This is a genomic window from Pseudonocardia petroleophila, from assembly GCF_014235185.1.
Lineage (GTDB): Bacteria > Actinomycetota > Actinomycetes > Mycobacteriales > Pseudonocardiaceae > Pseudonocardia > Pseudonocardia petroleophila.
Genome location: NZ_CP060131.1, coordinates 3991986 through 4010860, shown reverse-complemented (window position 1 = coordinate 4010860; position 18875 = coordinate 3991986). Strand labels below are relative to the sequence as shown.

The 18875-nt window shown below is 68.7% G+C and carries 16 protein-coding genes; 2 read left to right on the top strand and 14 right to left on the bottom strand.

Annotated elements, in window-relative coordinates; all coding sequences use genetic code 11:
- Nucleotides 1–10: 10 nt before the first annotated feature.
- The 5 genes from H6H00_RS19955 to H6H00_RS19935 all read right to left on the bottom strand — a co-directional run bounded on the left by H6H00_RS19955 (nt 11) and on the right by H6H00_RS19935 (nt 7899).
- Nucleotides 11–1123 carry a Zn-dependent alcohol dehydrogenase gene (locus H6H00_RS19955; RefSeq protein ID WP_185717261.1) on the bottom strand — a complete coding sequence of 371 codons (1113 nt, stop codon included), beginning with the start codon at nt 1121–1123 and terminating at the stop codon, nt 11–13.
- Between the two features lie 70 nt (nt 1124–1193).
- Nucleotides 1194–2726: an aldehyde dehydrogenase family protein gene (locus H6H00_RS19950; protein WP_255425271.1), complete on the bottom strand. Its 1533-nt coding sequence runs from the start codon at nt 2724–2726 to the stop codon at nt 1194–1196.
- 43 nt (nt 2727–2769) lie between these two features.
- Entirely contained in the window at nt 2770–3948 is a 1179-nt protein-coding gene (locus H6H00_RS19945; RefSeq protein WP_255425270.1) for a cytochrome P450, read from the bottom strand.
- Between the two features lie 244 nt (nt 3949–4192).
- A complete protein-coding gene (locus tag H6H00_RS19940) occupies nt 4193–6562 on the bottom strand; it encodes an ATP-binding protein (RefSeq protein WP_185717259.1) in 2370 nt (789 codons plus the stop codon).
- A 95-nt stretch (nt 6563–6657) separates the two neighbouring features.
- Nucleotides 6658–7899 (bottom strand): cytochrome P450, encoded by a 1242-nt coding sequence (locus H6H00_RS19935; protein ID WP_185717258.1) that lies wholly within the window; start codon nt 7897–7899, stop codon nt 6658–6660.
- Between the two features lie 255 nt (nt 7900–8154).
- Here H6H00_RS19935 and H6H00_RS19930 point away from each other — a divergent pair, with 255 nt between their 5' ends.
- A complete protein-coding gene (locus tag H6H00_RS19930; RefSeq protein ID WP_185717257.1) occupies nt 8155–9138 on the top strand; it encodes an MDR family NADP-dependent oxidoreductase in 984 nt (327 codons plus the stop codon).
- Between the two features lie 25 nt (nt 9139–9163).
- Here the strand turns inward: H6H00_RS19930 and H6H00_RS19925 are convergent, their stop codons facing one another.
- Genes H6H00_RS19925 through H6H00_RS19915 form a run of 3 tightly spaced genes read right to left on the bottom strand, consistent with a single transcriptional unit; the run spans nt 9164 to nt 11101 of the window.
- Nucleotides 9164–10057, bottom strand: a complete 894-nt coding sequence (locus tag H6H00_RS19925; RefSeq protein WP_185717256.1) for a sugar phosphate isomerase/epimerase family protein — start codon at nt 10055–10057, stop codon at nt 9164–9166.
- Nucleotides 10058–10067: 10 nt separating this feature from the next.
- A complete protein-coding gene (locus H6H00_RS19920; protein ID WP_185717255.1) occupies nt 10068–10538 on the bottom strand; it encodes a nuclear transport factor 2 family protein in 471 nt (156 codons plus the stop codon).
- Complete coding sequence (locus tag H6H00_RS19915; RefSeq protein ID WP_185717254.1) at nt 10535–11101, bottom strand: hypothetical protein; 567 nt, start codon at nt 11099–11101, stop codon at nt 10535–10537. Before H6H00_RS19915 ends, H6H00_RS19920 begins: the two co-directional genes overlap by 4 nt.
- Before the next feature lie 112 nt (nt 11102–11213).
- Here H6H00_RS19915 and H6H00_RS19910 point away from each other — a divergent pair, with 112 nt between their 5' ends.
- A complete protein-coding gene (locus H6H00_RS19910; RefSeq protein ID WP_185717253.1) occupies nt 11214–11684 on the top strand; it encodes a MarR family winged helix-turn-helix transcriptional regulator in 471 nt (156 codons plus the stop codon).
- 8 nt (nt 11685–11692) lie between these two features.
- On the opposite strand, the gene H6H00_RS19905 is transcribed toward H6H00_RS19910, so the two are convergent.
- From H6H00_RS19905 to H6H00_RS19880, 6 genes are all read right to left on the bottom strand, one after another.
- A complete protein-coding gene (locus tag H6H00_RS19905) occupies nt 11693–12532 on the bottom strand; it encodes an enoyl-CoA hydratase/isomerase family protein (protein WP_185717252.1) in 840 nt (279 codons plus the stop codon).
- Between the two features lie 20 nt (nt 12533–12552).
- Nucleotides 12553–13272, bottom strand: coding sequence for an enoyl-CoA hydratase/isomerase family protein (locus H6H00_RS19900; RefSeq protein WP_185717251.1), 720 nt, complete (start codon nt 13270–13272; stop codon nt 12553–12555).
- Complete coding sequence (locus H6H00_RS19895; protein ID WP_185717250.1) at nt 13269–14168, bottom strand: enoyl-CoA hydratase/isomerase family protein; 900 nt, start codon at nt 14166–14168, stop codon at nt 13269–13271. Before H6H00_RS19895 ends, H6H00_RS19900 begins: the two co-directional genes overlap by 4 nt.
- Nucleotides 14165–15400, bottom strand: coding sequence for a CaiB/BaiF CoA transferase family protein (locus H6H00_RS19890; RefSeq protein WP_185717249.1), 1236 nt, complete (start codon nt 15398–15400; stop codon nt 14165–14167). The genes H6H00_RS19895 and H6H00_RS19890 overlap by 4 nt, the downstream gene beginning before the upstream one ends.
- A complete protein-coding gene (locus H6H00_RS19885) occupies nt 15397–17583 on the bottom strand; it encodes an acetate--CoA ligase family protein (RefSeq protein WP_185717248.1) in 2187 nt (728 codons plus the stop codon). Before H6H00_RS19885 ends, H6H00_RS19890 begins: the two co-directional genes overlap by 4 nt.
- A gap of 120 nt (nt 17584–17703) precedes the next feature.
- The gene (locus H6H00_RS19880) at nt 17704–18873 is read right to left on the bottom strand and encodes an ABC transporter substrate-binding protein (protein WP_185717247.1); all 1170 of its coding nucleotides are present in this window, start codon (nt 18871–18873) and stop codon (nt 17704–17706) included.
- Nucleotides 18874–18875 lie beyond the last annotated feature (2 nt).

Genomic DNA, 18875 nt, shown 5'->3' with positions numbered 1-18875 from the left:
GTCGGGCCGGTCAGTGCTCGTGGACGATGATCCCGCGGATGTTCTTGTGGCTGTCCAGGTCCTCGTACCCCTGGTTGACCTGCTCCAGCGAGTAGGTCTGCGTGATCAGCTCGTCGAGCATCACGTGACCGCTGCGGTAGAGGTCGAGCAGCTTGGGGATGTCGTACACGGGGTTGCACCCGCCGTAGAGCGACCCCTGGATCCGCTTGCTCCACAGGGCCAGCTGCACCCCGGAGAGCTCGATCGTGTTGTCCTCGTACTGCCCCATGGACGTGATCACGATCGTGCCACCCTTCGAGGTGGCCTCGGCTGCGTTCCGGACGGCCTCAGAGGTCAGCTGGTCGATGGTGATGATCGTGCTGTCCGCGCCGACGCCCTGCGTCAGCGTCGTGACGAGCTGCTGGGCCTCCTCCGCGGTGGCGACGGAATGCGTGGCACCGAAGCGCTCGGCGTTCTCCCGCTTGAACGCCACCGGATCGACGGCGATCAGGTGCTGAGCGCCGGCGTACGCAGCGCCCTGGACGGCGTTGGTGCCGATCCCGCCGATGCCGTAGACGATCACCGTGTCACCGGGCCGTACGTTGGCGGAGTTCACCGCCGAACCCCATCCCGTCGGAACACCGCAGCCCACCAGCGCCGCCTTGTCCAGCGGCAGGTCATCGTCGATCTTGATGACGGAGTCGACCGGAACGGTCGCGTACTGGCTGAAGGTGCCGACCGTCATCATCGAGCCGTAGTCGCCGCTGCTCCCGGTGAACGGGAAGCGGCCGCCCGGGAGGAACCCGTCGAGGCCGTGGGCACCCAGGTCGCACAGCCGGGAGTTTCCGGTGGCGCACCAGCGGCACCGCCCGCAGACGGGGAAGAAGGACGCCACGAAGTGGTCGCCCTGCTTGACCCCGCGCACCTTCGCACCCACCTCGAGCACCTCGCCGGCCCCCTCGTGACCGAACACCATCGGCGCCCGGAACGGGAGGTGACCCTTGACCATGTGCAGGTCTGAGTGGCACAGACCGGAGTAGTCGTAGCGGACGAGGACCTCGTAGTCGTCCGGTGCGACGACCTCCAGCTCCTCGATCTCGAAGGGCTTCCCCGCTTCGTGCAGAACTGCTGCCTTGGTCTTCATGATGCGGTCTCCAGGTCGTTGTCGCAGGTGTCGGGGCCGGAGGGGACGGGTCGAACGGTCTGCCCGGCTGTCACGGCACGGGCGGCGCGGAGAGGACCAGCGCGTACGCCCGGTTCTCCAGCTTCGGCTCGAGGCCGATTTGCAGCGACTTCTGCTCGGTGTACTCGTCGAACGCTCCGGCACCCAGCTCGCGGCCCTGCCCGCTCTGCTTGTAGCCGCCGAACGGGTACGCCGAGTTGGCCAGGTGCCAGTCGTTGATCCACACGGATCCGGCCTCCAGGCGGCGGCCGACCTCGATCGCCCGGCTGAGGTCTCGACCCCACACCCCCGCGGCCAGGCCGTACTCGGTGTCGTTGGCGATCTTGACGGCCTCGTCGATCGAGTCGTAGCGGATCACCGACAGCACCGGTCCGAAAACCTCTTCGCAGGCGACGGTCATGTCGTTGGTGACGTCGGTCAGGACGGTGGGCTCCACCCAGAAGCCCTTGGCGAACTGCTCGCCGGCGGGCACGCCACCGCCCAGGACGACCTTGGCGCCCTGCTGCTTGGCGGTCTCGATGTAGCCGAGGACCCGTTCCCGTTGCGTGTTGTTGATCAGGGGCCCGACGTCCGTGGTCAGCTGCAGCGGGTCGCCCAGCACCTGGGACTGCAGGCGCTCCACGAGGCGGGCCACGAACTCGTCGTGCAGCGACGAGGGCAGAAGCAGCCGCGTCCCGGACTCGCACGCCTGGCCGGAGTGCATCATGAACGCCCAGATCGAGCCGTCGACCGCGAGCCTGACGTCGGCGTCGTCGAGCACGATGTTCGCGCCCTTGCCGCCGAGCTCGAGAGTGACCTTCTTCAGGTTCGACGAGGCGTCCCGGACGATCTGCTTGCCGACACTGGTCGAGCCGGTGAAGGAGACCTTCCGGACGTCGGGATGGGCGACGAGGTGCGCACCCACGTCCTGACCGTCCCCGGTCACCACGTTGAACACCCCGTCGGGAACCCCTGCCGCCTGCAGCTCCTTGGCGAGCTCGAGCGCCCCGATCGGCGTCTTCTCGTCCGTCTTGAGCACGACGGAGTTGCCCGTGGCCAGCGCCGGGATGACCTTCCAGACAGCGAGCGGCAGCGGGAAGTTCCAGGGGATGATGGCAGCACAGACGCCGATCGGCTCGCGACGGATCACACCACCGACCAGCGGTGGCCCCACGAGCGGGCCGGGGCGTTCGAACTGGTAGCCGCGCAGCAGATCGGCGAAGTACCGGATGTTGGCGACGGGCATCAGCTCGTTGAACGCGTTGGACAGCTTGAGGGGGAAGCCTCCCTCCAGCGTGCCGAGTCGGGTCAGTTCAGCACCCCGCCGCTCCACGGCATCCGCGACGGCGTCGAGGACTGCGGCTCGTGCACCGGGAGCGAGGTCGCGCCACACCCCCGATTCGAACGTCCGCTTCGCTGCGGCGACAGCCTGGTCGGCGTGATCGCGAGTGCCCTTCGCCGCTGTCGCGACGACTTCCTCCGTAGCCGGGTTGAGCAGGGTGTACCGGTCCTCGGCGTCGATCCAGTCGCCGTCGATGAACATTCGGTAGTGCGGCACATCAGCGTTCGCGTGGTGCTCGCTCATGTCATGGTGCCTTTCACGCAGGGGGACGGGAGGCGGTCGACGCTCAGGCCTTGACCACGAGCTTCTCGGGACCGCGGGTGAACAGGCCGACGTCCTTCGGGGTGAAACCGTCGGCGTACTCCAGGGTCGGGAAGCGATCGAGCACGAGGTTGATCGCCGTCTCGGCCTCGCGCTTCGCCAGCAACGACCCCACGCAGAAGTGCCGCCCGAGGGCGAACGCGATGTGGTCGGCTGAGCCGAGGAAGGCGTTCTTCGTCGACACGTCGTCGCGGAAGACGTCGAACTTGTCGGGGTCCTTGAAGCGGCGCTCGTCGCGGTTGGCGGCGCCGTTGACGCAGCCCACGACGCTGCCGGCGGGGATGGTCTCGCCGGAGACCTCGACGTCCTGCACGGCCGTGCGCAGGATGATCTGCACCGGCGGGTGGTAGCGCAGGTTCTCGACGACCGCCGCGGAGACGAGGCTGCGGTCTGCGCGGACGGCGGCGAGCTGGTCGGGGTTCTCCATCAGGTGCTTGATCGTGCTGGCGATCGCCTTGTCGGTGGTCTCTCCACCCGCGATCAGGAGGAGGCCGATCAGAGCCTTGATCTGCTCGTCCGACATCACCTCCCCCTCCATCTCCACAACGGTCAGGCGAGAGATGAGGTCGTCACCCGGGTTCCGACGGCGTTCGGCGATGATCGGCAGGATGTAGGCGGGGTAGTCCTTCTGCGTGCGCATCCCCCACTCGTGGATCTCCTGGTCGCCCGTCAGGTTCGACAGGAAGGCCATCAGCGACGAGTACCACTCGTGGAACTTCGACATGTCGGCCTTGGGGAGATCGAGCATGCGCACGATGACGTTGATCGGGAACCACTTGGTGAAGTCCTCGATGAGGTCGACCGTGCCCGAGTCGGGGAACTGCGCGATCATCTCGGCGGCGAGCTCGTCGACCTGCGGCAGCAGCTGGTCGAGGTAGTTGCCGCGCAGCGCCGGCGTGATGAGCTTGCGGTTGATGGTGTGCTCGCGGCCCGCCATCTGGATGACGGTCCGCCCGATCACCGGCTCCATCTGGAAGCCGTAGTTCTCGTTGCTGAAGGCCTCGGAGTCGCGGTAGACGCGCTCGACGTCCTCGAACCGGCTCACGAAGTAGTAGCCGCTGGCCTCGTCGCGGAGCACCGGGTAGTGGTCCCGCATGATCGGGTAGTAGCTGTGGGGGTCCTCCGCGAAGGCGGGAGAGGTCACCTGGGGACGTGGCGGAACAGTGGTCGAGGTCATGTGACTCTCGCTTCTCCTCGTTGAGATCTCGGAACCGACGGAGGGCCGGCGAGCGGCAGTGGACGCAGATGGCGCCCTCGGGGCTGAGCTCCTTGCCTTCGTCGGCTCGCCCCTTGCGGTGACGACCGTCTCACGCGAAGTGGCCCGGCGAGCACGTGCGAATTACCTGCTCCACTACCTGCTCCGCGTTGCCGCGGGTGTGGTCACCGGGTCAGCTGTTGTCAGCGGACGGTGCCGCGTGCTCCTGGACGAACCACGCTGCGAGCTGGCTTCGTGAGCGCAGGCCCAGCTTGACCAGCGCCCGTTCGACGTGGCCCTCGACCGTGCGTCGCGAGATGACCAGGGTGTCGGCGATCTCTTTGTTGGTCATACCGTCGACGATCAGCCGGACCACCTCGGTCTCACGACGGGTCAGCACGGCCTCGGGCACTGCAGGGGCCGCTCTCCGCTCCTCGCGAGCGCGGGTCGCGAGGACGTGGGCTATCGCCTGCCCGCGGTCCAGCGCCTCCGCGTCGGCCCGCTCATCGTCGAAGCGCCGCGTTCCCAGCGATCTCCGCGCTCTGAGCTCGTAGCGCTCACGCGTCTCGCTCAACGTGACGTCGCCGAACAGTGGAGAGCTCCCGAGGTCTCCACAGAGGCCGCGGCCGATGCCCAGAAGCCGTGCTGCGCCGCGATAGTCACCGTCCTCAACCGCGAGCCAGGTCAGGAGCTCGATGCACGCCGCCATCCCGAGCCAGTCGTGCAACGTCCACTTCAGCTCGATCGACTCGCGCAGGACCACACCCGCGTCGTCGAACGACCCGGTCGACCAGGCGATCAGGCCCCGTGACCAGAGCGCCCACGAGGTGGCGAAGCGCTCGCCCGTACGGCGACCCACGGCGATCGCCGCGTCGACGTGCCGGAGGGCGTCAGCCTGCATCCCCAGGACGCAGTAGACGAAGCCGAGCTGTGCGGCGCACAGGATCGCAAGGACATCGTCGTGGCTCCCCTCCTCGTGACGCTGCATCGCCGCGACCAGCAGATCGCGTGCTGATGTGAGATCGCCCCTCGTCTGCGCCGCGGTACCCTGGAACTGCAGGGCCGTCGCGAAGGCGTGGTCGTCTCCAGTGCTGCGCGCCACTGCTGCGGATTCCTCCAAGGCCCCGAGCGCGACCCCGGAGTCGCCCTGCACCATGGCGTACCAGCCGACCGCCCAGAGAGCCTTCGCCCGCTCCGGGGTGGCCTCAGAGGCCAGCTCCAGCGCCCGGTCGAGCCAATGGCGCCCGTCCCGCAGATGTCCGCTCGCGTTCCAGAAGAACCAGAGGGAGCCGGCCATGCGCAGTCCGGTCGCGTACTCCTCTGCGGTCGTGAAGCAGTAGTCAAGGGCCGACCGGATGTTCGGGAAGTCGTCCTGGAGCCGGCCGTTCCACTCGACCTGCTCCGGACCGTTGACATGCCTCTCGCTCAAGAGCGTCACGCGCAGGTAGTGGTCGCGATGGCGCCTTCGCCATGTGTCGACGTCGTCGTGCTCTGCGAGCTTCGATCCGCCGAAGTGCCTGATGCTTTCGAGTAGCCGGTACCGCGTGCTCGGACCGCTGCCCAGCACGGCGACGATCGACTTCTCGATCAGCCTCGGGAAGTGTTCGAGTACGTCGAGTCGGTCCTGCGCATCGCCGCACACGCCTTGGACGGCGTCGAGGTCGAAGCTGCCGGTGAAGACCGACAGGCGTTGCCAGAGCATGCGCTCTCCGGGAAGGCACAGGTCGTAGCTCCACTCCAGCGTGGCCTGGAGCGTCTGATGGCGGTGCGGGCCTGCACGGTTCCCCCGTGTCAGGATGTCGAAGATCGACTCGTGACGCGTCAGGATCTGGGTGACCGGGAAGCTCCGTACCTGGAACGCCGCCAGCTCGATGGCCAGGGGTATCCCGTCGAGCAGATCGCAGAGCTCTGCGACCGCTCTGCGGTTCGCCCCCTCCATCCGGAACTCGGGCTGCACCGCCGTGGCGCGCGCCTCGAAGAGGTCCACTGCCTCCGACCGGCTCCCATCACGGGCCGGGGCCGTCCCATAGCGCTCTCGCGACGCGAGCGACAGCGGCGTGACGTCGAAGATCGTCTCCCCAAGCACGCTGAGCGGTTCCCTGCTGGTCGTCATGATGCGCATCTTCGGCGCACTCCGGAGCAGCTTGTGCGCCAAGGCGCTGCACGCCTCGAGCAGGTGCTCGCAGTTGTCGAGGACGACGAGGGCCTGACGGTGGGCGAGGCTCTCGAACAGCACGCTGTTGGTAGGACTGGAGCGCACCCCCAGCGCGTCGGCTACGGCGGCCGGAACGAGTTCCTCTTCCATGAGCTCGGACAGGTCGATGAACCAGATGCCGTCGGGATACGCACGCCGCAGTTCGGTGGCGACGGTGCAGGCGAGCCGGGTCTTGCCCACTCCACCCACTCCCGTGAGTGTGACCAGGCGGGACTCCTCCAGGTGCTTGCGCACGCTGCGCACCTCGGCCCGCCGACCGACGAAGCTCGTCATCTCGGCCGGGAACCCGTGAAGACCGGTGGACCGTCCGCCGGCACTGTCGGCGGCCTCGCCGGTGGGAAGCGCCATGGGACTCCTTCGTCCTGGAACCTCGCTGGTCGGGGACCCTGCGTAGCCAACCCCGGTCGTGCGACACCGCCGTCGTCAGGGGCAGCCGTGCCGGGTCAGAGCGTCACCTGGAGTGATTCGACCGACCGCATCTTCAGACCCGCCCAGGTGGGCACCCGGCCGCCGGCGAACCGCATGTCCGGAAAACGGTCGAGCAGCACCGAGCTCGACTGCTCCAACTCGGACTTCGCCAACATCGCGCCGAGGCAGAAGTGCCGCCCGAACCCGAAGGCGAAATGGTCGCCGGACGCGGTGAACGCCTTCTCGTGGTTCAGATCGGTCCTGCTCGGGTCGAACGAGTCCGGATTCGCGAAACGCCGCTCGTCGCGGTTCGCCGATGCCATGAGCAGCATCACCAGCGAGCCGGGCGGGATCGAGACGCCCTCGATCTGCACCTCTGCCGCGGTCTGCCGCCCGTTCATCTGCGACGGCGGGCTGAGCCGCAACGTCTCGCTGATGGCCGGTGTGAGGTTGCTCCGGTCGTCCCGCACGGCCTCGAACAGGTCTCGCTGCTCGAGCAGGTGGGTGAACATGCTCGCCAGGGCCTTACCCGTGGTTTCCGAGCCGGCGTTGAGGATCTGTGTGACATGGGTGCAGACCTCGATGTCATCGAGCGTCTCCCCGTCGATCTCGGCGACGACCAGAGCAGAGATCAAGTCTTCCCCCGGTTCGGCGCGCCGCTGGGCGATGATCGGCGTGAGGTACTCCCACAGTTCGGCCGTAGCTGCCCGACCTCGCGCGTCGATCCTCGGATCGCGGGCGAGGTTGCCCAGGAAGTCGATGTGGGCGGAGTACCAGGCGAAGAAGCGGCCGTAGTCGGCGTGCGGCAGGCCCAGCATGTCCGTGATCACGTAGACCGGCAGGTAATTGCCGAACTCGGCGAGCAGATCGACCGTGTCGCCCGGCCGGAACCGCGAAGCGAGCGCGTCGGAGGCCGAGACGACCGAGCGGTCCAGGATCGCCGCGATGTTGCGTGCGATCACCGGCTCCCACTTCGTCAGGCCCTTGCCTCGAAAGTACGGAGTCACCAGCGCCCGTTTGCGGCTGTGCTCGCTGCCGTCCATCTGCAGCAGCGAGCGGCCGAACACCGGCTCGAGGCGCTCCTCGTAGTTGCGGGTGGAGAACGCGGGATCGCGGTACGCCGCCCCGACATCGGCGTGGCGGCTGAGCAGGTATCCGCCCAGACCCTCGTCCCAGTGCACCGGAGACTCCGCGCGCAGGCGCCGGTAGAAGGCGTTGGGGTCGGCGGCGACCTCCGCCGACAGGAACGCGGGCCAGTCGTTGGTCAGAGTGGCCATCAGACACCTCCGTTGGTGAGCGAGCAGGTCGGTGGCCGGATCAACCTGTCGCCACCGTTAGTTCACCTAGTTAAAGAGTCTGATATTGTCAGCGCCTCCGCGTCCCAGTCAAGCGACGATCGGGTCGGTATCACGACGGGCCCGTGCCGTCGCTGCGAATCGCGGAGTCCCGCGCTTCGACCGCCACGGGACCCGTGTAGGCCGCTGCGGTCGGAGCCCGGCCGCCCAGTCCAGCAGACCAGAAAGGGGGAATCCATGCCCGCCATCGCTCGCGAGGTTCGTCTGACCCGCCCCGGAGACCTGCCACTCACCGACGACGCCTTCACGACAGCCGAACGCGTTCTGTCTCCTCTCGCGCCGGGCCAGGTTCTCGTGCGCGTACGGCACCTGTCGCTCGACCCCTATCAGCGCATCCGCATCCGGTCCCTCACGGCAGGTGACACCCCGCCCGCGGGAGCGGTCGGGCAGATCGTGGCCAGCCGCGAGCCCGCACTCGCCGAGGGCACGTGGGTGACCGGTGAGCTCGACTGGGCGGACCATGTGGTGGTCGACGCCGGACGACTGACCGCGTTCGAGCCCGATTCCGCGATCCCGCTGCACCACTACGTCGGGCTGCTGGGTCTGAGCGGACTCACTGCCTACTTCGGTGTCACCCGTGTTCTGCGACCGCGCGAAGGCGAGCACCTCGTCGTGAGTGGCGCCTCCGGCGGCGTCGGACAGGTGGCTCTGCAGATCGCGCGACGCAGCGGAGCACGAGTCCTCGGCCTGGTGGGCTCCGACCGCAAGCGTGACGCTCTTGCCGATCTCGGTCTGTCAGCGCTCGACCACCACGACGAGGAGTGGCCGGCGCAGCTCGCCGCATGGGCTCCAGACGGGGTCGATGGCTACTTCGACAACGTCTGGGGCAGCACATCGGCACGGGTGGTCGAACAGCTCCGCCCCCGCGGCCGCATCGCACTGTGCGGCCAGATGACCGGCCTGGCGGCAGGACGCGTCCCGCCGCTCGACATCGACTGGTACCTGATGCTCACCCGCTCCCTGACGCTGCAGGGGTTCCGCACCATCGATTACCTGGACTCCTACTCCGACGCCCGTGCGGAGCTCGCACAGTGGGTGCGCAGCGGTGACCTGCACCAGGCCGTGAACCTCGTCGCCGGCCTGGATGCGGCGGGCACCGCGTTCGTCGCACTCGTCGGCGGGACGGCGGTGGGCAAGACGATCGTTGACATCGGCGCCTGACCGCGAGCAGGGCCGTCCCAGCGGCTCAGGCCGGTGGCCGGGCCTCCGATCTCGCCGCGGCCCGAGCGAGCACGGCCCGCGTCGCTGCGGCGGCGCGGCACGCCGCCTCGGCGGGTTCGAGGAGATCGAGCTCGTCGGAATAGACCTCGACGGAGACGACCGGGGCCGCACCCGGCCGGTCCAGCTGCGCGAGGAAGGCGTCGATGTCGAACGAGCCCTCGCCCGGACACTTCCTGCCGTGCACCGCCTCCGCCATCCGGTCCGGCCCGGCCGTACCCGCGGGACCGTCGTTGAGCTGGACCATGAGGACGTTCGCGATGTCCAGGACCGCCAGGTCGGACGGATCGGCTCCGGCGCGGAAGAGGTGCCAGCTGTCGACGCACACCCCTCCGTTCGCCCGCCCGGCCGCGGCGACGACCTGAGCTGCCGCAGCGGCGTCGGGGATGTCGCTGTAGGGGACGAACTCGAGCGCGACGTCGAGCCCGTGTGGTGCGGCGCGGTCGCAGAGCGCGCCGAAGGCGGCCGCGACCTCGGGGCCGGGGCGCCCGGGGGCGAGCCGGCCAACGGCCTGGACTCGACGGGCGCCGAACACGTCCGCGAGGTGGAACGCGGTCTGCTCGACCTCCGGATCCGCGTAGACCAGACCGGGACGGTCGGCCAGGCCCGCCGGCCCGGGTGGACCGGCGAACCCGAAGATCACCTCGATCTCGTCGAGGCCCACCCCGTGACCGTCGAGCACCGCCGAGAGATCACGATCGGTCCAGCCCGAGTCCCGCAGGACCTGGTAGGCGCCGATCGACAGCCCGATCGACGCGTAGCCCGCGCCGGCCGCGGCGGCCACACGGTCCGGGAACGACGCGTGCCGCACCGTTCCCCAGGCGAGAACCAGGTGCGGTTCGGTGAGGAACGGTGCGGCCACGGCGGTCTCCCTAGAACGGCGGTAGCAGGTCGATGTCCACGGGCGCGCTGACGAACCACCGCGTCACAGTCCGAGTGGAGAACCTCCACTCCCCCGCTCGCCGTTCGTAGACGTCGTCATAGGTCCCACCGACGAGGCTCACCTGTCCACTGTGGTGGGTGCAGATGGCGAAGACGTCGCTGCGTCCGATCGCCCGGTCCCGGGACTCGAACCGCACGGTGTGGTTCGTGGTCCAGTGGTAGGTCTCCTTCCATGCCTTCCCGATGACCTCCTGGGACGTACGGATGCCATCGGTGCCGTGGAAGTCGCCCCGACCGCCGGGGATGAGGTATGCGGCGTCGTCGTGCCACAACCCCATGAAGCGGTCGAGGTCCTGCCGGTCGACGCCTTCGCAGTACCCGGCGACGAGTTCGGAGATGGCGGTCCGGCTCTCGAACTCGTCGAGGCGGTCCTCGATCGACCGCTCCTGCGCGCGAGTCACCGCTTGGTCCGGAACTGCGCGGGGTAGTCGGCCGGGAGGTCCTCCTCGGCAAGGGGCTCCAGCTGGTGGCCCATGACGTAGCGGTCCTCGCCCTTGGCGCGGTCCTGCTCGTCGAACTCCCAGAAGACGACGGTCCGTGCGGACAGGACGTAGTGGTTGCTCTCCGGGGTGTCCGAGTTGACGAGTCCCATCTTGCGCGCCACCTCGGCCGAGAGGATCTGGCGGAACGTTCCCTCGGTCACGATCTCGTAGTCGGAAACGACGACGCGCGTCTTCTTCGACTCGATGACGTACGAACCGTTGGACACCATCTCCGTGTAAGTGGCCCGAACCGCGTCGAGCCCCTTCGGCCCGGTGTCCTCGAGCGTGTTCACGAAAACGCCGAACTCGTGGTACTGGGGGTCGTCGGACAGGGTGGGCAGCACCATGCTCAGATCAGCCAGCACCTCGCCCTTCGAGTGGTGGACGACAGTCTCCAGGTGCTTGCGCTGGAGCGGCGTCACTGCCTTGTGCATGTGGTCGGCGAAGCTGGTGTAGGTCAGCTCCGGGCGGAAGTCCTGCATCGGGCTCTCCGTTCTCGTTTAACGACGTAAACTATCTGGTGGTGGGTGTGCAGTACCTGCCACGAACTCTCGGCCGTATCCTCGGCCGACAGCCCGGGAGAAGAGAGGCAGCATGAGCGCCGAGGCGCGGTCGGAGGCTCCTGCTGCCGTGGTGTCGCACGAGCAGCTCACACGGCTGCGCATGACCTTGGGGCGACTCGGTCGTGTGCTGCGCCAGCAGACCGATGACGGCTTGAGCTACGCCCTCATCTCCCTGCTGCTCACGATCTACCGGTTGCAACCGGTCACGCCGGGCGAACTTGCGCTCAGCGAGAACGTGAGCCCTCCGTCGGTGACCCGCTCCCTGTCGAGACTGCTGGATCTCGGGATGGTCGTGCGCGAGCAGGACCCGGCCGACGGCCGAGCCTCGCTGGTCTCGCTGACCGCGGCCGGCCTGGCCGAGCGCGAGAACCTGCTCCGCACCCGGGAGGTCTGGTTGTCCGAGCACCTGCGTCGGCTCTCGCACGACGAGATCGAGGCGCTGCTGACAGCACTGCCCGCGCTCGAACGACTCTGTGATCCGGAGCTCGAGACCGACAGGTGAGTGGCGCATCACGGCTGCTCCACCGTGTGCAGCTCGCTCCGCGACCGCTCGAGGGCCGCCTCGGCGCCGGATCGTCGGACGTCGGCCAGGAAGTTGTACTCGTCGGGCTGGAAGTGGATGTTGCTCAGGGATGCCCCGACCACGGTGGCGGCGGCGAACGAGAGTCCGATCCCCATCTTCTCCAGCGAGGCGAAGACGGCGTACTTCTCGGTGACGATGCCGTCCCGCATGATGGACGCGCACATCTGCGCGTACTCCTCGACCCGTGCCGCGGGGTCGGCTGCGACGTCGTCGACGAGTCCGTACTCCCGTGCTACCACCGCTGACCACGCGGCGTTGCAGAACATCAGCTCCTTGGCCCGCTTCAGTCCGACCGAGGCGATCAGCAGCGAGAGGTCTCCGTCGACACCGACGTTGTGCCACCGCGGGAAGGCGAACCGAGCGTCGTCGGACGCGACCACGAGGTCGCAGCACAGCGCCAGGTAGAGCCCGGCGTCGAAGCAGCGACCGGTGGCCTGGAGCACCGTCACGCGTGGGAAGCGCAGCAGCCGACCGAACAGCCCGCGCGGCCCCCACCAGGCGTCCAGCGCGGCCAGACGGGCTCTCTGACTGGGGTGCTTGCGCACCGCTCCTCCGGGGGCACGGACGTACTGGTCCCACGACTCGTTCGGGTCCCAACCCGCTGAGAGGTCGGCTCCGGCACCGGAGATGACGACGACCTTGACGTCGTCGTCCTGCTCGATGGTGTCGAGGTGTTCGACGATCGCCGAGGCCATCGCGGCGGTCATCAGGTTGCCGTGCTCGGGACGGTCGACCACGAGGCGTGCGATGTGCTCGGTTCGTTCCACCGTCAGTCTCACATGCTCGCTCATCGAGCCACTCCCGTCTCGGACCACAGGTGGATCGCGTACTGGTCCGCGAGATCGAAGTCCCTGCCCACTCCGTGCGCATCGAGCACGGACTGGAGGAGCATCTTCGACATGGTCACGCCGTCCAGCGGCATCCCAGTCACGGAGCGCGTGAGCTCGGAGACCGCGTCGGTGAGATCGGCTGCGGGCACGACGCGGTTGACCAGTCCCTGTTCCAGGGCCTGGGCGGCGGTGAGGACCGACTCCCGCAGCATCCACGCCTTCGCCCGGTTGAGGCGCATGGTCAGCGCGGCGAGCGCGAAGTTCGCCTCGGGGTGCGACGAGAACGGAGATCCGATGCGCGCCGTATCGGCCGCGACCGTGAGATCAGAACAGAGGACGAGCATGGCGCCGGCACCGATGACATCGCCCGTCACCTCCGTGACCACGACCTTCTTGGCGAAGCAGAGCGCCTGGTAAAGGGCGTCGGATCCGGCGAAGTCCCGGTGCCACGTCGTCAGCACCTCGCGCACCGCGATCGGCGCGGGCAGCGCCTCGGGTGCGAAGTCGGCGTTGCGTGCCCGCAGCAGCACGACCTTGACCGCATCGTCGTCGCAGGCCTCCACCACGGCGCGTCCGAGATCCCGTGCGAACGGGGCGTCGTAGCGGCTCAGCGGGCTGAAGTCATCGACCTCGATGACGGCGCAGTGCTCCGCCACGGTCACCTCGACGACGCTCACGTCAGCGCCGCCCTCGGGTCAGCGGCACCCTTGCGCCGTTTGTCGGCATCGAGCGCACCGCCCACGCCCACCTCCCGTGCCGTCCGCCAGAAGTCGAGCTCGTCGGGTGCGGACTGGAGGAAGTGCGAGACGAGCAGGCCGGTGATCGAAGGAACGCTCGTGTCGAGGAGCCCCTCCCCCGCACGCAGTCGCGCCTTGAGGTACATCAAGCGGTGGACGGGAATCGAGGTCATGTCGTCGACGACCTCACGGGTGACTCGGGCGAGCTGGTCCGCCGGGGCCGTCCTGGTCACGAGCCCCAGATGACGCGCCTCCTCGCCGGAGAGCGGCAGAGCGGTGTACCCGGTGCGCCGCGCGGCCTTCATACCGAGGATCCGGTTGATGTGCACGCTCGCCACCGCGCCGGCCGGACCGAGGAACCGGGCTTCGAGCGCACCGATCCGTGCGTCTTCCGCCGCAACGACCATGTCGCACTTGCAGGCGATCATGAAGTACGCCGCTGCGGCGCAGTAGCCGTGCACCTGCGCCACGGTCACCTTGGGCGAACGCGAGATGGCCTGGCTGAACCCGAGCCGACCCCAGGCCATGTCGCTGCCGTAGCGGTATCCGACGGTCAGGGTCCGCCGACGCTCGTGCGGACGCTTTTGGCCCCACTCCTCGTTGATCTCGTTCCCGCTGCAGAACGACTTGCCCTCACCGCGGATGACGATGACCTTCACGTCCGGGTCAGCTCCGGCCTCGGCCATCAGGTCGGTGATGCGGTCACGCATCGGAACGCTCAGCGCGTTGTGCTTCTCGGGTCGGTCGAGGGTCAGGTAGGCGACACCCGCGTCGACCTCGTACCGCACCTGCAGCGGCGCCGCAGCGATGCTCTCGGCAGTCCCGTACCGGGTCATACCGCGCCTCCCGTCGTCACGATCACGGACGGTTCGACGAGCCCCGCCTCGACGATCCCCGCTTCCAGGAGCCCGTCGATCTCCGCGTCACCGAAGCCCGCAGCCAGCAGGGCTGATCTCGTGTCCTCCCCGAGCTCAGGGGTCCGATCACCGACCACGGCCGGGTTTCGGCTCATGTGGAACGGATGTCCCACGGTGCGCACCCGTCCCCACTTCCTGTCCTGCTGCTCGACGATGTAGCCGTTGGCGATCACGTCGGGGTCGTCGACGAGGTCGAGGAAGGTGTTCACCGGGGCGACGGGGACGTTGGCCTCGCGCATCCGCTCGACCCAGTCATCGCGGTCGCGCTCGAGGAACACGGCCTCGAGGAGGGGCTCGAGCACTGCCCGGTTCGCCTCCCGGACCCGGCTGCGGTGGAACCGCTCGTCGTTGTACAGGTCTTCCCGATCGAGCGCCCGCGTGAGGTTGACCCACAGCTTCTGGTCCGTCGCGCCGATGACCAGCCAACGGTCGTCGCGGCAGCGGAAGGCACCCGATGTCGAGGTGACGCGACCGTGCGGACGGTGCATGCGATCGTCGTGCAGTGCGATCGTCACCTCAGCGGTGTGCATGGCCAGGCACGAGCCCACCAGCGAGGCGTCCACCCGCTGTCCCAGCCCGGTCCGCTCCCGCACGTACAGCGCCGAGAGCACGGCCATCGCGAGGAACATCGCCCCGGCCGAGTCGGCCATCCCCCGAGTGGCGAGGCGAGGCACACCCTCGGGACTGCGCATGAAGTCGGAGACCCCGGACACCGCCTGGGCGACCATGTCGTACATGGGCTCTGCGTGCCGCGGCCCGTGGGGTCCGTACCCGGACGCGCCCGCGTAGATGATGCGCGGGTTGACGGCGGCGAAGTCCTCGTAGGACAGCCCCAGACGTTCCATCACCCCCGGCCTGTAGTTCTCCAGCACGACGTCACAATCTGCGGCCAGGCGCAGGATCACCTCTCGCCCCTCGGGGGTGGCGATGTCCACCGCCGCCGAGCGCTTGCCGCGGTTGAGCCCGTGGAAGAACCCGCCGAAGCCGTCATCGGCCAGCCGCAGCCTGCGGTCCCACTCCCCTCCGGGTCGCTCGATCTTGAGGACGTCGGCGCCGAGGTCGGCGAGGACCCGCGTGGCGTAGGGGCCCTGCAGGAAGCGTGAGAAGTCGAGGACGCGAACCCCCTGCAGTGCGCCGGCGGGAACCGTCATGACTGCTCCTCCTCGGTCGTCACGAGCACGTCGAGGCACTCGATGCCGTCGGCGGAGATGCGCAGCGGGTTGACCTCGAGGGTCTGCAGAGTGCCGCCGAGCGACAGAGCGGCTCGGCTGATGGTGAGGATGACCTCGCTCAGGGCGTCCAGGTCCACGGGCTTGGTCCCCCGTGCACCTCTGAGGAGCGCCGCTCCACGCAGTTCACCCAGCATGTCCCGCACGTCGGTCGCAGACACTGGCAGCACCCGCAGCGCGCTGTCCTCCATCACCTCCACCCACACGCCACCGAGCCCGACTGCGAGCACCGGTCCGAAGGTGGGGTCGACGGTGATGCCCACCAGCAGCTCCGGACCCGGGGCGCGCATCGGGGAGACGAGGACACCGCGCAGCCTGGCGTCGGGCACTGCTGCGCCGCACGCGGCGACGACGTCCTCGAACGCCCGAGCGGCCGCATCTGCGCCGGAGACGTTCAAGGCGACACCGCCGACGTCGGACTTGTGTGGCACGTCGCGCGAGCAGATCTTGAGCGCCACAGGCCCACCGGCCTTCGCGGCGGCGTCTGCGGCTTCGTCGGCGGTCGTGACCAGCCGCGCGGGCACGATGGGCACACCCGCCTCCGCCAGGAGCGCGCGCCCCTCGTCTTCGTCCCACGTACCCATCGCCGCGACCGTGGAGTCCCGAGCCTGCAGGCGCGGGACGTCGACGGGGGCCGGCGCCGCCAGGAGCCCGGCCCGCTGATCGGTCCAGCGGAGCATGTGTCCGATCGAGGCCATCGCGAGATCCGCGCCGGGGAGCAGGTGCAGCCCGTTGTCCGCGAGCAGGCGGCGCGGGTACTCCGCGACGTCCCGGCAGGTGTTCGATGAGAGCAGGATCGGCACGGGCGCCGCGGCGACGATGTCGCCGACGATCTTCATGCGGCTCTCGATGAACGCCGGATCGGACGGCTGCTCAGATGGGAGCGGCGTCATCATCGTGAACAGGAAGTCGATGCCCGGGTCCGTCACCGCGATCTCCATGAGATCGTCCTCGGCCTTGGTCGGCCGCGGCCGCGCACGCGCGTGTCCGTAGCCGGTCGTGTCGAGCGGGTTGAGCACGGATGCGAACTCCGGTAGGTGCTCACGCAGCGCAGCGACAGTCGCCTCACGCCATGGCGGCAGTTCGACGTCGTTGACCGCGGCAAGGTCGGCGAGGATGTTGCAGCCACCGCCCGAGGAGGTGACCACCCCCATGCGGCGCCCCTGCGGGCGGCGCGTGGTGTAGCCGAGCAGACCCACGGTTGAGATCAGCTCCTCGATGCTCTCGACCCGCACGATCCCGGCCTGTCGGAACGCCGAATCGACGACGGCGTCGTCGGTCGCGAGGGCCCCTGTGTGGGCCATCGCGGAGCGCTTGCCGGCCTCGCTGCGACCGGCCTTGAACACGACGACGGGCTTGTCGGCCTCGAGCGCCCGCCTGCCGAGCTCGAACAACCGCGCCGGCTCGCGCACGGTCTCCAGGAACAACGCGATCGCACGCGTTCCGGGGTCCTCGACGAGGTACTCCAGGACGTCCAGGCTGCTGAGGACCGCGGAGTTCCCGACCGACGCCCAGATGCTCGTGCCGATGCCGTGAGCTTGGGCGAACTCGTAGGTCGCACGAGCCATCGAGCCGCTCTCGAAGACCGCGCCGACCGGCCCTGCGAGGGGAACCGCCGACGATGCGACCGCCCAGGGGGCGATGCCTCCGGGTGCGTTGATGAAGCCGATGGTATTCGGCCCCATCACGGTGATGTCGAGCTCGAGAGCGAGCTCGGCCAGGCGACGCTGCTGCTCACGTCCGTCCTCGCCGGTCTCGCCGTAGCCGGCTGCCAGCACCACGGCGTTGCGCACGCCCGCGGCGGCAGCATCGGCAAGCACTCCCTCGACGCGGTGCGGACCGACCATGACGAAGGCGAGGTCCGCAGGCTCGGGCAGGTCACGGAGGGAGGGCACGGTGGGTCGCCCGAACAGGACGTCGTGCTGAGGGTGGACGAAGGTCAGGCGCTCGACCCCGCCGCCGAGGTCGAGGCTCCGGAGCAGGTTGCCCGCCCAGCTGGAGCTGGCCGACGCACCGACGACGGCGATGCTCCTCGCTCCGAAGAGCGCGCCGAGCCTGTCGGGGCGAACCACGTGCCGTCGCCGTGCGTAGTCCGGGATCGTCACGTTGCGGTCCATTCCCATCGGGCAACATCTCCTTAACGTAGTTAATTATAGGTGAGTACCGGAGGTCCGGCATCTCGATCGTCCGGCCCGGACTCGTGCCCGAGCCGGACGACCGAGGGCTCAACCGGCCGGGACAGCCGCCTCGACCGGCTTACCGCCTTCGAGCTCGAAGGCCACGAGCGACTGCCGGTAGGCGGTCTGGGAGTCCACGAGGCTGACGAAACCACCTGCGCGCCCAGCCGCGCCTTCGAACGGCGGCACGCTCTTGAGCGCCGCGACGAGCGCGTCGCCCTCGGTGTCTCCACCGGTGGCGTCGAGCGCCTGCCGCAGCAGCTCGAAGGCGTCCCAGGTCTGCGCCGTCTGCTCGACGAGGCCGGTACGCAGCTGCTCGGGGTCACCGCCGTACTCGGCCGCGTAGAGATCCACGAACTCCTGCCACTGGGGCTTCGACGGCTGGATGTTGGCGAGCGTGTACACCGACGTCTGGTCGTAGGCCGTTCCGCCGATGCTCAGCGCCTCCGCCGAGATCAGCGACCCGAAGCCGAGTACCGGGAGGTTCACGCCCTGCTCGGCGAGGGTCTTGAGCATGAGACCGGCGTCTGCTCCCGACGACCCGATGTAGACGATGGAATCGGGACCCGTCGCCTTGACCGCGGCGACCGCCGACGACATGTCGGTGGAGTTCAACGAGAAGGCCACGGGCTCGGCCGGCTGCAGGCCGTTGGCGCGCAGCGCGTCACCGATCGGTCCGAAGAGCGTTGAGCCGGTGGGCCCGTCGTCGTGCACGACCACCGGGGTGCGGAAACCGAGCTGTGCGTACAGCTCGGCCATCTGGACCGGGTAGTCGCCCTGGTCGTGCGCGACACGGAAGGTGTACGTGGCGTCCTGGACGAGCTGGGGGGAGATGGTCGACGTGGCCATGTACACCACGTTGCGGCGCTCGGTCACCTCCCTGATCGCGAGGCCCTCGATCGAGGTGTAGCCGCCCATGATGACTTCGGCGCCGTCCTGTGTGAGTGCGCGCTGCGCGATGCGCGCCGATTCATCGGCGGTGAGCCGGTCGTCGTAGACGCGGAGCTCGAGCTGCCGCCCTCCCGCTCCGCCGCTCTCGTTGATCGACTTCACGGCGAGTTGCGCAGTGTTGACCATCTCGTCGGAGGCGGCCTTGTTCCCGCTGGTCAGCGGGACGGGGAAGGCGATGACGAGCGGCTCCGCGGATCCTCCTGCCGAGGCGCCACCAGCACCTCCGCCGCACGCTGCGACCAGCAGCAGTGCTGCGAGCACCGCCACCG